A 13,958-nucleotide genomic window follows, 5' to 3' on the forward strand; every position below is an offset into this window, starting at 1 on the left:
TGTCAACGGGTCTCATCCGGGCCGGGAGGCGGCCTCGTCACCGCCGCCGGGCGCGGGGCGACCGGCGGTAAGCTGCTCCTCGGGGGTCGCCTGGTCCTTGACCTCCTCGTACCAGAGGTTGTGGTGATCCCTGGCCCAGGTCTCGTCGACATAGCCAGTGGTCATCCCCTCCAGGGAGCCCTCCGAGCCGATGGTGCCGATGTAGATGTGGCCCAGCGCCACGGCCGTCAGGCCCAGGGCCCCCACGGCGTGGATGATGTTGGCCCACTGCATGGTGTCGCGGCTCTGGCCGTAGTTGGGGAAGTCCAGCACGAAGCCGCTGGCGACCACCGCCAGCCCGGCCGTGGCCAGCAGCCAGAACCACAGTTTCTCGCCACCGTTAGCGAAGCCGGCGTCGGGGTGCCCCTTGCCAACCAGGCCACCGCCCTGCCTGAACCAGTCCAGGTCATGGCGCTTCGGCCAGTTGTGCTTCAGCACCCGGGCCAGCAGCACCACCAGCAGGATGCCGAACAGCGGGCCCAGGTAGTTGTGGGCGACCTTCGAGGCGGAGATCATCGCGCCCCACACGGCATCGCCGAACAGCGGCCGGAAGACGAACTTGCCGTAGAGCAGGTTCAGGCCGGAGAGCGCCAGCACGATGAACAGCGTGGCCACGGTCCAGTGGATCGAACGCACCACCAGCGGCCAGCGCAACAGCTTGCGGCCAGTGCGCGGTTCGCTGAGGTCCTTGCGGCCGACGATCACGTAGAACAGCGCGATCACCACGATCATCCCGCCGACCGCGATCAGGCCGAAGGGGGAGACCCAGCGGTTGCGCAGCTGACGCCAGCCCTCCCCGCTGGCGTTGATCAGGTTGTAGGTGGAGTCGGCCCGGCTGTCGCGGAAGTTGGGGCCGACCTCGCCGCTGCGCACCTGTCGCCAGGTGTCCGGCGAGACGCCACCCACCGCGGTGGCGGCCTCGCGATCCGGGTCGGCCTGGGCCAGCACCGGCTGGGCACAGGCCAGGCCCAGCAGCAGCGCCAGGACCAAGGCCAGCATCCGCCACAGCGGCCAGGCAGTTGGCATATCCATGGAGCCTCCTTACCCCTGGCGGGTGGCGTCGTAGGCGAGGTTGTCGGCATCGGCGCGGGGATTCCCCGACCAGCCGCCGTCCGCATGGCCGCGCTGCACCACGCGCTGGCGGAAGATGTCCGCCACCGTCTGCGCGTCGCCGGCCAGCAGGGCCTTGGTGGAGCACATCTCCGCGCACAGCGGCAGCTTGCCGTCGGCGATGCGGTTGGCCCCGTACTTCTCGTACTCCTCCTCCTTGCTCTCCGCCGGCCCGCCGGCACAGAAGGTGCACTTGTCCATCTTGCCGCGCTCGCCGAAGGCGTTCTGCTTGGGGAACTGCGGCGCCCCGAAGGGACAGGCGTAGAGGCAGTAGCCGCAGCCGATGCACAGGTCCTTGTCGTGCAGCACGATGCCGTCGTCGGTCTTGTAGAAGCAGTCGGTGGGGCAGACCGCCATGCACGGTGCGTCGTCGCAGTGCATGCAGGCCACCGAGATCGACACCTCGCCGGGCTGTCCGTCCTCGAGGGTCACCACGCGGCGGCGCTGGATACCCCACTCGACGTCGTTGGCGTTCTTGCAGGCGGTGACGCAGCCGTTGCACTCGATGCAGCGTTCCGCGTCGCACATGAATTTCATCTGAGCCATGGGAATCTCCTGGTAGGCGAGCGCAATCAGCTGGCTTTCTCGATACGACACAGGGTGCACTTGGTCTCCTGCATCTGTGTCACGGTGTCATAGCCGTAGGTCGTGGCGGTGTTGGCCGCCTCGCCGAGCACGTAGGGCGCTGTGCCTTCCGGATAGCGGTCATGCAGGCTTTCGCCCTGGAACATGCCGCCGAAGTGGAAGGGCATGAACACCACCTCGCGGGCTACCCGGGGCGTCACCAGGGCCTGGACACGGACGCGGCCGCCTTCGGCCCCCTCGACCCACACCATGTCGCCGTCGGCCACCGCCAGCTCGTTGGCCAGCGCCGGGTTGATCTCGACGAACATCTGCTGCTGCAGCTCGGCCAGCCACGACATGGAGCGGGTCTCCTCGCCGCCCCCCTCGTACTCCACCAGGCGCCCGGAGGTGAGGATGATCGGGTAGCGATCCGAGTTGTCGTTGTCCTGGATGCTCTTGTAGAGCGTCGGCAGGCGGTAGTGGGAGGCGACGTCATCCCAGGTGGGGTAGTCCGCGACCAGGTCGCGGCGGCTGGTATAGAGCGGCTCACGGTGCTTGGGGATCGGGTCCGGGAAGGTCCAGACGTTGCAGCGCGCCTTGGCATTGCCGAAGGGGGCGCACTCGTGGGCGATGGCGACCCGCTGGATGCCGCCGGAGAGGTCGGTCTTCCAGTTCTTGCCCTCCGCCTCGGCCTGCTCCTCCGAGGTGAGGTCGTCCCACCAGCCCAGGTCCTTGAGCATGGCATCGGTGAACTCGGGGTAGCCGTCGTTGAGCTCGGACCCCTCGCTGAAGGAGCCATCGGAGAGGATGTTCTCGCCGTTGTGCTCGATGCCGAAGCGGGCCCGGAAGGTGAGGCCGCCCTCGGAGACCTTCTTGCTGGTGTCGTAGAGGATCGGCGTGCCGGGGTGGCCCATCTCGGCGGTGCCCCAGCAGGGCCAGGGCAGGCCGTAGAAGTCGCCATCGGCGGGACCGCCCTCGGCCTGCAGGGTGCGGAAGCTGAAGGTGTGCCAGTTCTGCTGGTGGTCCTTGAGCCGCTCGGGGCTCTGGCCGGTGTAGCCGACGGTCCACATGCCGCGGTTGAACTCGCGGGTGATGTCCTCGATGAGCGGCTCGGTGCCGTTCACCTCGATGTGCTTGAACAGCTCATCGGCGAAGCCCAACTTGCGCGACAGCAGGTACATGATCTCGTGGTCGGGCTTGGCCTCGAACAGCGGCTCGATCACCTTGTCACGCCACTGGATGGAGCGGTTGGTGGCGGTGACGCTGCCGGTGGTCTCGAACTGGGTCGCGGCGGGCAGCAGGTAGACCCCGTCCTGGCGGCCGTGCATGACGCCGGCCACGGTGGGGTAGGGGTCGACGATGACCATCATCTCGAGCTGCTGCATCGCCTTCTGCATCTCGGGACCGCGGCTCTGGGAGTTGACCGCATGGCCCCAGTAGAACATCGCCTTGAGCCGGGTACGCTGGGAGATCGCGTCCTCCTCCTCGAGCACGCCATCGACCCAGCGCGACACCGTGATGCCGTTGCTGTACATCGGCTGGCCGTCGGCATATTCGGTCTGGTCGAAGCGGCTCTTCAGCCAGTCGAGGTCGAGGTCCCAGACCCTCGCCCAGTGGGCCCAGGCCCCCTCGGCGAGGCCGTAGTAGCCGGGCAGGGAGTGGGACATCAGCCCCAGGTCCGTCGCCCCCTGGACGTTGTCGTGGCCACGGAAGATGTTGGCGCCCCCGCCGGACTTGCCCACGTTGCCCAGCGCCAGCTCGAGGATGCAGTAGGCGCGGGTGTTGTTGTTGCCGGTGGTGTGCTGGGTACCGCCCATGCACCAGACGATGCAGCCCGGGCGGTTTTCGGCCAGGCGGCGCGCGGTGTCGAACATCTGCGCCTCGGGCACGCCCGTGATGCGCTCCACCTCACTGGGCGGGAAGCTGGCCACCTCGGCGCGGACTTCGTCCATGGCATAGACGCGCTGGTTGATGTACTCCCGGTCTTCCCAGCCGTTCTCGAAGATGTGCCAGAGCAGACCCCAGATGAAGGCCACGTCGGAGCCGGGGCGGATGCGCACGAAGCTGTCGGCCTTGGCGGCGGTGCGGGTGAAGCGCGGGTCGACGACGATGATCTGGGCGTGACTGCGCTCCTTGGCCAGCAGGATATGCTGCATGGCCACCGGGTGCGCCTCGCTGGGGTTGGAGCCGATGAACATGATCGACTTGCTGTTCTGCATGTCGTTGAGCGAGTTGGTCATCGCCCCATAGCCCCAGGTGTTGGCCACCCCGGCCACGGTGGTGGAGTGGCAGATACGCGCCTGGTGATCGGTATTGTTGGTGCCGGCCAGCGCGGCGAACTTGCGCATCAGGTAGGCCTGTTCGTTATTGAACTTGGCCGACCCCAGCCAATAGATGCTGTCGGGACCGTGCTGCTCGGTGAGCTGGAGTACCTTGTCGCCGATCTCCTCGATGGCGTCCTCCCAGCTCATGCGCTGCCATTCGCCCCCCACCAGCTTCATGGGGTACTTGAGGCGCCGGCTGGAGTGGCCGTGCTGACGCAGGGAGGCCCCCTTGGCGCAGTGGGCCCCGCGGTTGATGGGGTGGTCGAAGGCCGGCTCCTGCCGGGTCCAGATGCCCTCCTGCACCTCGGCATAGACGCCGCAGCCCACCGAGCAGTGGGAGCAGATCGTCCGCTTGGTCTCCACCGGCGAATCGAGTACGGGGGTCTTCTCCGTGGCCTCGCTGCGACGCATCATCGGCGCGCCCATGAAGCCGGCCGCGGCGAGGCCGCCGGTGGTGGCGCCGCTGCGCTTGAGGAACTGGCGGCGAGAGATACCCAGCCCTGGGGCCTTGGGGGCATCACTTTTACGAGTCAGACGCATGGTGTGATCTCCTGGCTGTCGAGCCGTCAGTCCCGCAGGGTGGCGTAGAAGGTGCGGATATGGTCGGTTTCCCGGTAGCCCTCGGCCTGGTCGGCCGGGGACTCGGCGCGAGGCGTCTCGGCCTGCACCAGGGTGACATGACCGACGGCGGCAGCCGCCCCGGCGGCAGCGGTGCCGACGCCCAGGGTCTTGAGGAAGCGACGGCGTTGGGGGTTGTTGGTCTTGTTCATGGAGGTCTCCTCGTTCATGCCGTGGCCTTGAGTTGGCGCGATGTCGGGTGGGTCTTTGTCGTTGTCATGGTCACTCTCGCGATCCGGCGTCAGTCGGGGGTCAGGGCTCCACGAGCCTGACCGGTTCCTGCGCTGCCTCGCGGGCGAGCAGCGCCTCTTCCCTGTCGATGAAGGCGCGGCCGAGTCGGCCGAGCCCGGAATAGAAAGCACTCTCCACCCCAGCCAGGTCCGTCAGGCAGGCCGGCGCCCAGGGGGCCAGGTGGGTCATGAAGAAGCGGGCCTCGGCGGGCGAACCGGCCTCGATGAGCAGGGCCATCGTCTCGCAGAGCGCCGCCAGGTGGTCCTCCGGGTCACGGGTCTGCTCGTCGCGCTCGATGCCCAGCGCCTTGAGATCGCGGCGCAGCGCGACCAGGGCCTGGTCCATCAGTTCCCCATCGCGGTACCAGGAGGCGTAGGGAATCACGTCGCCCTGGATGACGCCGACAAGGTGCCGGAAGTGCTCCCGCGCGAGCGTCTCAGGCCGGGAACCGCGCGACGCCTCGACGAGCTCGCGCCAGGATGCCGCCAGCGGACTGGCCTCGTCCTCGACCTCGAGATCGCCCAGCCAGGTCAGCAGCTCGGCATCGGGCGCCTCGCGCAGCAGGCGCGCCAGCAGGCGGTAGACATCGGCTCTCAAGGCCTGGACCTCGTCCGGCTCGGTCACCGCCTCGTGCATGACAGTCTCGCTCATCGGTTTCACACCTTCAGTTGCGATTCGGGGTCCCGTGCCAGCTCCTGCCATACGTCCCGAACGCGGCAGTCCTCGCACATCTCGAGCCGCGAGATCGCGTCGCCGGCGAAGTAGGGATGGTCGGCCAGCTTCGCCTTGATGCTGGCGATGGTGCTGGCGGTGGCGAACGGCTTGCCGCAGCGAATGCAGTCGAAGGCCGCCTCCGCATGGCAGACGTGCCGCCGGTGGCGGGCAGGGTCGGCCAGGAAACCCGGGACCAGGGCGATGGCCTCCTCGGGGCAGGCATCCGCACAGAGGCCACACTGCACGCAGTCGGCCTCGCGGAAGCTGAGCTCCGGACTCTCCGCGCCGGCCGCCAGGGCGGGCGTCGGGCAGCTCGCCACGCAGGCCATGCAGAGGGTGCAGCGCTGGGTGTCGACGGCAAGACCCCCATAGGCGGCCTCGCGGGGCATGATATGCCGCTCTCCGTCCTGCTCTCCCAGGGCGGCGAGACGGTCGAGGACCTGGTTGAGACGGTCCCGCTTGCCCGCAGCATCGAGCACGAAGTCGTCGGCGGGGAGCGGCGGGCAGGCGGGCAGGGCATCCCGGGCCCGGGTGTCGCCGACAGCGACCACCGAGAGGCGCTCGGCCGGATGCCCCAGCGCCTCGAGGAGGGCGTGCGCCTGGGCCAGCTGGTCGTCGAGGAAGGCGACCAGGCGCGCCGGCATGTCGGGGTGATGCTGCAGGCGCACCTCGGCGGCACCGCCGGCCAGGGCCGTCAGCCACTGGTCGTGCCCGGCGGCGCCGAGCTCCTCGAGGGGCACGTCGAGGACATGACCGGCCGGGGATTCACCGGGCGGCAGGTGGTCGCTCGCCACGAAGCGCACCACCGGCTGCCCACCGCCTGCCTGGCGGTAGGCCGAGAGCCAGGCCAGCAGGGTCTCCTGCTGGCGATGGGACTCGGGCATGCGGAACTCGATGGCGCCGGTGGGGCAGGCGCTGCTGCAGCTGCCGACCCCGTGGCAGCGGTAGGGATCGATCTCGATATGCGACCCGACGCGCCCCTTCAGGCTCTGGATGGCATCGGCGGGGCAGACCTCCAGGCAGCGCGTGCAGCCGGTGTTGCCGCTGGCCGAATGGGCACAGAGTTCATGGTGGATCTGGAAGTAGCGGGGCTTGTCGAACTCGCCGACCAGGGCGGCGAAGGCGTCGAGCCGGGCAGGGACCTCCGGAGCGGTCCAGCGGGTAGCGACATACCCGGGCGGCGGCAGCTCCAGCGCCAGGACCGGGATCTCGCCAAGGTCGAGGACCTGGTCGAAGTGGTCGCGGTCGGCCAGGGCACGAGCCAGGTCAAGAGGGGCCTCGCCATGCTCGAGGGTGACCCGGAAGCGACCGAGGTATCCCGAGACGCGCAGGCTCGCCGCCTGCTGACGGGTCAGCCGGTGGTGCGCCAGTCCGGCGGTACCGGCCAGCAGGCTCTCGTCATCGACGCCCTCCGCGGCGTCGGCGGGGGAGGGCTCCGTGAACAGCAGCGTCAGGGAGCGAAGCCCCCGCTCCCGCAGGGCGAGGGCAGCCAGACGCACGTCACGTTCGTTGCCGAGGATCAGGGCGTGGCCCTGGCTGAGGTACCCGACGCTCGCCGGGGTGAGGTTGAGTGGCCAGGAGGCACGGCGGTAGGCTGCCTCCCTCGCCTGACGGTTGCCGCCATCGTCCACGGCAATCGTATCGATTCGCTGATTCATGCCACCTCACGGTCAGGATGTCATCGTTATTATTTTGTGATGCTAATATTCAAGTCTGGTCGGTTTGGGTGATCCTGCCACCTCACCCTTGGTCTAATGCCTCCCCGCGGGAGGCCGAGCCGCGACCGGCCAGGCTCTCTTCCTCTTGCCGGCCATCGGCGTCGTTGTGGGCCGAGCTGGCCGATGCCGTGTCCGGCCCCTGCGAGTCGTCTGATGCCTCACCGGCCGGCGCGCCCGTCACCTCGGCGGTGTCCGCCTCGGACTCCGCCTCGTCGACCCGTCGGGTCCACTGCCTGAGTCGCTGGGCGAGCTCGCTGGCGAGGGGCTTGAGCCGCTGGCGATAGTCATCGTCGTAGTCATCGAGACCGTCACGAATCCCGTAATGGTCGCCCGAGAACATGCGGCGCAGGGCCCGTCGACGCAGGCCATCGCTGACGCCCGACTGCAGGAATGCCGTGAAGTCGCTGCCGGCAGGGAGGTCCTCGGGGTCGGGAAGGGTGGCATCCAGGCTGCCCGGCTCGGGCTCCGTCGCGGCCGGCTGCTCGGCCTCCTCCCGCGCGGCGACCGGCGACTCGGCCGGGGCCTCTTCCTCGAGCTCTTCGCCGAGCTTGCGGCGTGACCAGCGGTCCAGTCGGCTCATGCGGTCTGCTCCCGGGCGCGGCCGGCGCCCTTGCGCTTCTTCTTGCGGCCCTCATCCGGGGCTTCCCCGTGGCGGGCGAGATAGGCTTCCATCCAGGCCTGGACCGCCAGCGGCATCGCCACCTCGAGCACCTGCTGTTCGCCATCGAGCCAGGCGGCAGCGACGTCCTGGCTGGCCGTTATCGCCGACGGGCAGGGGGTGGCGCCGCTCTCTCCGGCGCGCACGAACAGCCGTGGCGTGCCCGCCTCGAGATTGAAGCGATAGGCGGCACGTTCGGTCAGAAAGAGCTGGAGCCTGAGCACCCAGGGGCCGGCATCGCCGGGCGACAGGTCGGTGATGGTCCACCGGGTCGAGGTGAACCCCTTGACCTGGCGGGATTCGCTGGCGAGGTCGAGGCTCAGGGTGGTCTGACTGCTGGAACGGGGCATGGCGTCGTGCTCGGCGGGGGTGTCATGGTCTGTGACTCTTCAGTAAAGACACCGGGAGCGGGGAATGCCATCATTCCCCTTCAACGCTTTGTCGAGGAGCCGTCGATGCATGAGATCAGCCTAAGCCGGGCTCGCCTGCCCGCCACCCTGGAGATCGAGGTCTTCGACGAGTTCGGCGAGGCGAGGCGCCAGGCCATCGCCGCCGAACGCGCCCTGACCCTCTACCTCAACAAGCGCGAGATCGTCACCCTGATGACCCTGGGCGCGGATCCCGAGGCGCTGGTGGTGGGCTACCTGCGCAACCAGGGACTGATCGCCGCCCGGGAGGACCTGCTGGCGGTGCACGTGGACTGGGAGGTGGAAGCGGCGGCCGTGGTGACGCGGCACGAGCCGGAGGACCTGGAGGAGCGGCTGGGGCACCGCACGGTGACCACCGGCTGTGGGCAGGGCACGGTGTTCGGGCGGCTGCTCGAGGCCATTCCCCGCCACCCCCTGCCCGAGACGCCGCTGCGCCAGTCGGTGCTCTACGGGCTGCTGGAAAACCTCGGGGAGCACAACGAGACCTACCGCAGCGCCGGCGCCGTGCATGGCTGCGCGCTCTGCCGACAAGAGCAGGTGCTCGACTTCGTCGAGGACGTCGGGCGCCACAACGCCGTCGATACCCTGGCGGGGCGCCAGTGGCTGGCGGAGGCGGATTCGGGGGGCGCCGACATCTTCTACACCACCGGCCGGCTGACCTCGGAGATGGTGCTCAAGGTCGCCCAGATGGGGATCGGGGTGCTGGTCTCCCGCTCCGGGGTGACCCAGAAGGGGGTGGAACTGGCCGAGCGCTTCGGGGTCATGCTGGTGGCCCGGGCCAAGGGGCGTCACTTCCAGGCGATCCACGCCGGTTCGCGCCTCGAGCTCGATGCCATTCCCCCGCGGCGCCCCGGGGACCGACTGCGCGCCGGCGGCCGGGGATGACCCCCGGAGGGGGCGTCAGGCAGCGCTCTCGCCCCGGGTGCAGACCGACAGCACCACGGCATCCTCGTCACTGACCGACACCAGGGCGTGGCCCATGTCGCTGTCGAAGTAGATGCTGTCGCCCTGGACGAGGTGCAGCGGCTCGTAGAACTCGGTATAGAGCAGGATCTCGCCGTCGAGCACCATCAGGAACTCCTCGCCGTCATGGCGCACCCACTCGCTGAACTCCTCGAAGGCCCGCGCCCGCACGATGGTCTTGAAGGGGATCATGCGCTTCTGGGCCAGCTCGCAGCTGAGCAGCTCGTGCTCGTAGGTGGGCGTGGGGTGCTGCTGGCCATGGCCACGACGGGTCAGGTCGCGGCGCCCCATGGTGCGGGTCTGCTGGCGGGGCGGCGAGAGCAGCTGCGGCAGGTCGATGCCGAGCCCGCCGATCAGCTTCTGCACCGCGGTGAAGGTAGGCGAGATCTGGTCGTTCTCGATCTTGGAGAGCGTCGAGCGGGCCAGGCCGGTGCGCTGGCTGACGTCCTCGAGGGTCCACTGGTTGGCCAGACGGATCTCCTTGAGCCGCTCGCCGAGGCGCAGGGGCTCGACGAAGGGCTTGCGTCCCGAGGCGATGCGCAGGGCGGCATCCTGGTCGGTGGTGGCAGTCATCGCGAGATTCACTATAGGAAACAGAGTTTCCCCTAGACTACCACAGCCTCGCCCGGGTGAGGCCCCGGGGGCCCGCGTTCACGCCGGGCCAGTCCGCTATCGTGCCGAGGGCGAGGTTTCCCGTGGCCGGGAAACCCCTCAGTCGGCGAAAGGCAGGCCCAGCAGCGCCTTCATATGGGCCTCCACGCTGCGCCCCAGGGAGTCGAGATGGTAGCCGCCCTCGAGCACCGAGACCAGGCGGTTGTCGGCGTAAAGGGCGGCGATCTCCATGGCCATGTGGGTGACCCAGTGGAAATCCTCATCCTCTAGGCAGAGCTCGGCCATCTCGTCCTCGCGATGGGCGTCGAAGCCCGAGGAGAGCAGCACGATCTCGGGCTTGAAGCGGTGCAGGGCCGGCAGCCAGTCATCCTCGATGGCGCGCCGGAAGGCGGCGCTGCCGGTGCCGGCTTCCAGCGGCGTGTTGACCACGTTCTGCCATTCGCTGCGCAGGTAGCGCCAGGGGTAGAAGGGGTACTGGAAGCTGGTGCAGACCAGCACCTCGGGGTCATCCTTGAAGATGTCGATGGTGCCGTTGCACTGGTGCACGTCGAAGTCGAGGATGGCGATGCGTCGGGCACCGTACTTCTCGCGGGCGTGGGCGGCGCCCACCGCCACGTTGTTGTAGAAGCAGAAGCCCATGGCATCGGTGGCCTCGGCATGATGGCCCGGGGGACGCACCGCACAGAAGACGTTGTCGGCCTGGTGGCGGAAGACCTGGTCGACGCCGCGGATCACCGCGCCGGCGGCCACCCGAGCCGCCTTGAGGCTGTCCGGGTTCATCATGGTGTCGCTGTCGAGGGTGACGATGCCCTGCTCGGGCACGCACTTGTCCAGCGCCCGCAGGTGCCGTACCGGATGCACCCGGGCCAGCTCCTCCTCGGTGGCCTCGCGGGCCTCGGACTGCATGGTCTGCTGCAGGATGCCGGACAGCGACAGCCTGGCCCGGATCGACTCCAGCCGCAGGGGGTTCTCGGGGTGTTCGGGGCCCATGTGATGAAGCTGGCAGTGGGGATGAGTGATGTAACCGGTGATCATCGGTGCCTCCAGGCTGACTGGGATCACTTTACTTTGGCTCGGCCCTTGCCAGACAGTCACAATAGGTCGTACACAGTAGTCAGCCATCCATCGGGACAACCCTCGGGAGAGCGTCTTGAGCACCCGTTTCCTGCGTCACTTCTTCGAGCCTCGCACCATCGCCGTGATCGGCGCCTCGGAAAAGCCCCACTCCCTGGGCGGCCTGGTGATCCGCAACCTCCAGGAGGCCGGGTTTCCCGGCACCATCTGGGCGGTCAATCCCAAGGGTTACGAGAGCGTCTTCGGGCAGCCCGCCTTCGCGCGCATCGCCCAGCTGCCGGAGACCCCGGACCTCGCGGTGATCTGCTCGCCGGTGGACACCGTCCCCGGGCGCATCGCCCGGCTGGGGCGCTTCGGGGTGCGTGCCGCCCTGGTCCTGTCCGGCGGCTCCCACCTCGACGAGGCCCGCGACGGCAAGGCCTCGATCCGCGAACGCATGCTCAACGCGGCGCGGGAGTCCGGCATCCGCGTGCTGGGCCCGGAGTGCATGGGCCTGATCGTGCCGGGCCGCAAGCTGAACGCCTCCTATGCCAGCCAGCCGATCAAGGCCGGGCGGGTTGCCTACCTGGGCCAGTCGGGCATGCTCGGCACCGCCATGATCGACTGGGCGGCGGGACGGGGCGTGGGCTTTTCGCACCTGATCACGGTGGGCGACAGCGTCGACGTGATGCTTCCCGACCTGCTGGACTACATCAACCAGTATTCACCGACCCAGGCGATCCTGCTCCACCTGGAGAAGATCCTCGACGCCCAGCACTTCATGACGGCGCTGCGGGATGCCTCGCGCAACCGCCTGGTGCTGGCGATCAAGAGCGGACGCACCCCCGAATCCGACCTGACCGGGCTGCCGCCGACTCCCGGCGTCGCCAACCGTGACCAGGTCTTCGAGGCCGCCTTCTCGCGGGCCGGCGTGGTCCGGGTCCAGGACTCCGACGAGCTGTTCGACGCCCTGATGACCCTGTCGCGCATGAAGCCGCTGCGCGGCGACCGTCTGGCCATCGTCTCCAACGGCCTGGGCCCGGCGATGCTCGCTATCGACAAGCTGATCAGCGCAGGAGGCAAGCTGGCCAACTTCACCGAGGAGACCCGAGCGGCGCTGGAGCGCGGTGACTTCGACATGAGCAAGCCGGGCGAGAACCCGGTGGACCTGGGGGGCAACGCCACCCCCGAGAAGTTCGTGGATGCCATCGAGATCGTCGCCAACGACCCCAGCGTGGATGCCGTGCTGGTGGTGCATGCGCCCACGCGGCTGGCCCCCTCCAAGACCACCGCTCAGGCGGTCGTGGCCAACCGCAAGCGTTTCCGGCGCAACCTGCTGACCAGCTTCATGGGACTGGAGGAGGCGCTCTCGGCGCGCCACGAGTGCAACCTGGCCGGGATCCCGACCTATGTGTCACCGGAGAAGGCGGTCAAGGCCTTCATGCACATGGTGGACTACCAGCGGGTGCAGGCGCTGCTCCAGGAGACGCCGCCGAGCCTGCCTTTTACCACCACGGCCGACATCCGCCGGCGCTGCCGGACGCTGATCCGAGACGCCAAGGCACAGGGGCGCGAGACGCTGTCGCACTCCGAGACGGCCCAGGTGCTCGAGGCCTACGGCATCTCGGTGGCGCCGAGCCGCTACGTGGCCACCCCCGAGGAGGGGGCCCTGGCCGCTGAGGAGGTCGAGGGCGCCATGGCCCTCAAGGTGATCCACGAGGGCAACTGCCGGCCGTTTCGCTATCGCAAGCACCCCCACCGGCTCTCCGCCGGCCTGCTGCAGGACCTGCGGACCCCGGAGCAGGTCGCCGAGGGGGTGCGACAGCTGGGCGAGAAGGTGGCCGAGAAGTTCCCCGCCTTCGAGGTGCGGGAGTACTGCCTGCAGCCGATGCAGCGGGGCAAGCATTCGCTGCAGGTGTGCGCCGGGGTCACCCGGGATCCGGTCTTCGGCCCGGTCATCGTGTTCGGCATCGGCGGCTACAAGGTCAACATCCTGGCCGACCGCCAGGTGGCCCTGCCGCCGCTGAACATGACCCTGGCCGAGGACATGGTCGACCGCACCCATGTGGCTCGCCTGATCCACGAGCACTCCAGCGACCCCGACCGCGATATCCAGCGGCTCTGCCAGCTGCTGGTCAAGCTGTCGCAGATGGCCAGCGACCTGCTGGAGCTGCGCGGGGTGGAGATCAACCCGCTGCTGCTCAACCGCGACGACATGGTGGCGGTGGACTTCGCCATGGACCTCGGCGCCCCGGCCCGCTTCGCGATCATGCCTTATCCGGAAGAGCTGCGTGAGTGGGTGACGCTCAAGAACGGCTGGGAGGTGGAGGTGCGTCCGATCCGCGCCGAGGATGCGCCGCTGATCACTATCTTCCACCGCCAGCTCTCGGAGGAGAGCATCCGCTTCCGCTACTTCCACAACAAGTCTGACCTGACCCAGCGTGACCTGTCGATGCTGTCGCACATCAACTACGACCGCCAGATGGCCTTCATCGCCGAGCACCTGCGCGACGACGGCAGCAAGGAGATGCTCGGCGTGGTCAGGGTGTGGAACGACCCGGACAATATCCGCACCGAGTTCTCGGTGATCATCCGCGATGATCTCCAGGGGCTCGGCATCGGCAGCCTGCTGATGAACAAGATGATCGACTACTGCCGTAGCGTCGGCACGCTGGAGATGATCGGCAAGATCATGGTCGACAACCACCCCATGCGCGCACTGATGAAGCACCTCGGCTTCAAGCAGCGCTACAACATGGAGGAGCAGGTGGTGGATGCGGTGCTGCGGCTCAACGAGCCGGAGAGCGAATGGCAGCGGCACCGCCTGGAGAGCCAGCCCGATTGAGCGCGCTCCGTGCGCCGTCCCTCCCCAACGACATCCCCCCGCCATTGGCGGGGGGATGTCGTTGGGGGCACGGGGTGGAGC

General features: G+C 68.4%; 12 protein-coding genes. 2 read left to right on the forward strand and 10 right to left on the reverse strand.

Translation table 11 applies throughout. The annotated features are described in order from the left end of the window. Window positions 1-12: 12 nt before the first annotated feature. From NFC98_RS09090 to NFC98_RS09125, 8 genes are all read right to left on the reverse strand, one after another. Window positions 13-1,071, reverse strand: a complete 1,059-nt coding sequence (locus NFC98_RS09090) for a formate dehydrogenase subunit gamma (protein WP_254274688.1) — start codon at window positions 1,069-1,071, stop codon at window positions 13-15. 9 nt (window positions 1,072-1,080) lie between these two features. Beyond that, window positions 1,081-1,695 carry a formate dehydrogenase FDH3 subunit beta gene (gene fdh3B / locus NFC98_RS09095; RefSeq protein ID WP_254274689.1) on the reverse strand — a complete coding sequence of 205 codons (615 nt, stop codon included), beginning with the start codon at window positions 1,693-1,695 and terminating at the stop codon, window positions 1,081-1,083. 26 nt (window positions 1,696-1,721) lie between these two features. Beyond that, window positions 1,722-4,577 (reverse strand): molybdopterin-dependent oxidoreductase, encoded by a 2,856-nt coding sequence (locus NFC98_RS09100; protein WP_254274690.1) that lies wholly within the window; start codon window positions 4,575-4,577, stop codon window positions 1,722-1,724. Between the two features lie 26 nt (window positions 4,578-4,603). After that, complete coding sequence (locus tag NFC98_RS09105; RefSeq protein WP_254274691.1) at window positions 4,604-4,807, reverse strand: twin-arginine translocation signal domain-containing protein; 204 nt, start codon at window positions 4,805-4,807, stop codon at window positions 4,604-4,606. A 100-nt stretch (window positions 4,808-4,907) separates the two neighbouring features. Next, complete coding sequence (locus tag NFC98_RS09110) at window positions 4,908-5,537, reverse strand: molecular chaperone (protein WP_254274692.1); 630 nt, start codon at window positions 5,535-5,537, stop codon at window positions 4,908-4,910. 5 nt (window positions 5,538-5,542) lie between these two features. Then, window positions 5,543-7,258, reverse strand: a complete 1,716-nt coding sequence (locus NFC98_RS09115) for a 4Fe-4S binding protein (RefSeq protein ID WP_254274693.1) — start codon at window positions 7,256-7,258, stop codon at window positions 5,543-5,545. 82 nt (window positions 7,259-7,340) lie between these two features. Next, the gene (locus tag NFC98_RS09120; protein WP_254274694.1) at window positions 7,341-7,898 is read right to left on the reverse strand and encodes a DUF3306 domain-containing protein; all 558 of its coding nucleotides are present in this window, start codon (window positions 7,896-7,898) and stop codon (window positions 7,341-7,343) included. Then, on the reverse strand, window positions 7,895-8,326 hold the full coding sequence (locus NFC98_RS09125) for a DUF3305 domain-containing protein (protein ID WP_254274695.1): 432 nt from the start codon (window positions 8,324-8,326) through the stop codon (window positions 7,895-7,897). The genes NFC98_RS09120 and NFC98_RS09125 overlap by 4 nt, the downstream gene beginning before the upstream one ends. Window positions 8,327-8,431: 105 nt before the next feature. Between NFC98_RS09125 and NFC98_RS09130 the strand changes: the two genes are divergently transcribed. After that, window positions 8,432-9,289, forward strand: coding sequence for a formate dehydrogenase accessory sulfurtransferase FdhD (locus NFC98_RS09130; RefSeq protein WP_254274696.1), 858 nt, complete (start codon window positions 8,432-8,434; stop codon window positions 9,287-9,289). A gap of 15 nt (window positions 9,290-9,304) precedes the next feature. On the opposite strand, the gene NFC98_RS09135 is transcribed toward NFC98_RS09130, so the two are convergent. Next, on the reverse strand, window positions 9,305-9,940 hold the full coding sequence (locus tag NFC98_RS09135) for a helix-turn-helix domain-containing protein (RefSeq protein ID WP_183330559.1): 636 nt from the start codon (window positions 9,938-9,940) through the stop codon (window positions 9,305-9,307). Between the two features lie 138 nt (window positions 9,941-10,078). Then, window positions 10,079-11,014, reverse strand: coding sequence for a histone deacetylase family protein (locus tag NFC98_RS09140; RefSeq protein WP_254274697.1), 936 nt, complete (start codon window positions 11,012-11,014; stop codon window positions 10,079-10,081). 115 nt (window positions 11,015-11,129) lie between these two features. On the opposite strand from NFC98_RS09140, the gene NFC98_RS09145 reads away from it, so the two are divergent. Beyond that, the gene (locus tag NFC98_RS09145) at window positions 11,130-13,877 is read left to right on the forward strand and encodes a bifunctional acetate--CoA ligase family protein/GNAT family N-acetyltransferase (protein ID WP_254274698.1); all 2,748 of its coding nucleotides are present in this window, start codon (window positions 11,130-11,132) and stop codon (window positions 13,875-13,877) included. Window positions 13,878-13,958: the final 81 nt, after the last annotated feature.

Source organism: Halomonas sp. 3H (genome assembly GCF_024206005.1).
Taxonomy (GTDB): Bacteria; Pseudomonadota; Gammaproteobacteria; order Pseudomonadales; family Halomonadaceae; genus Halomonas; species Halomonas campaniensis.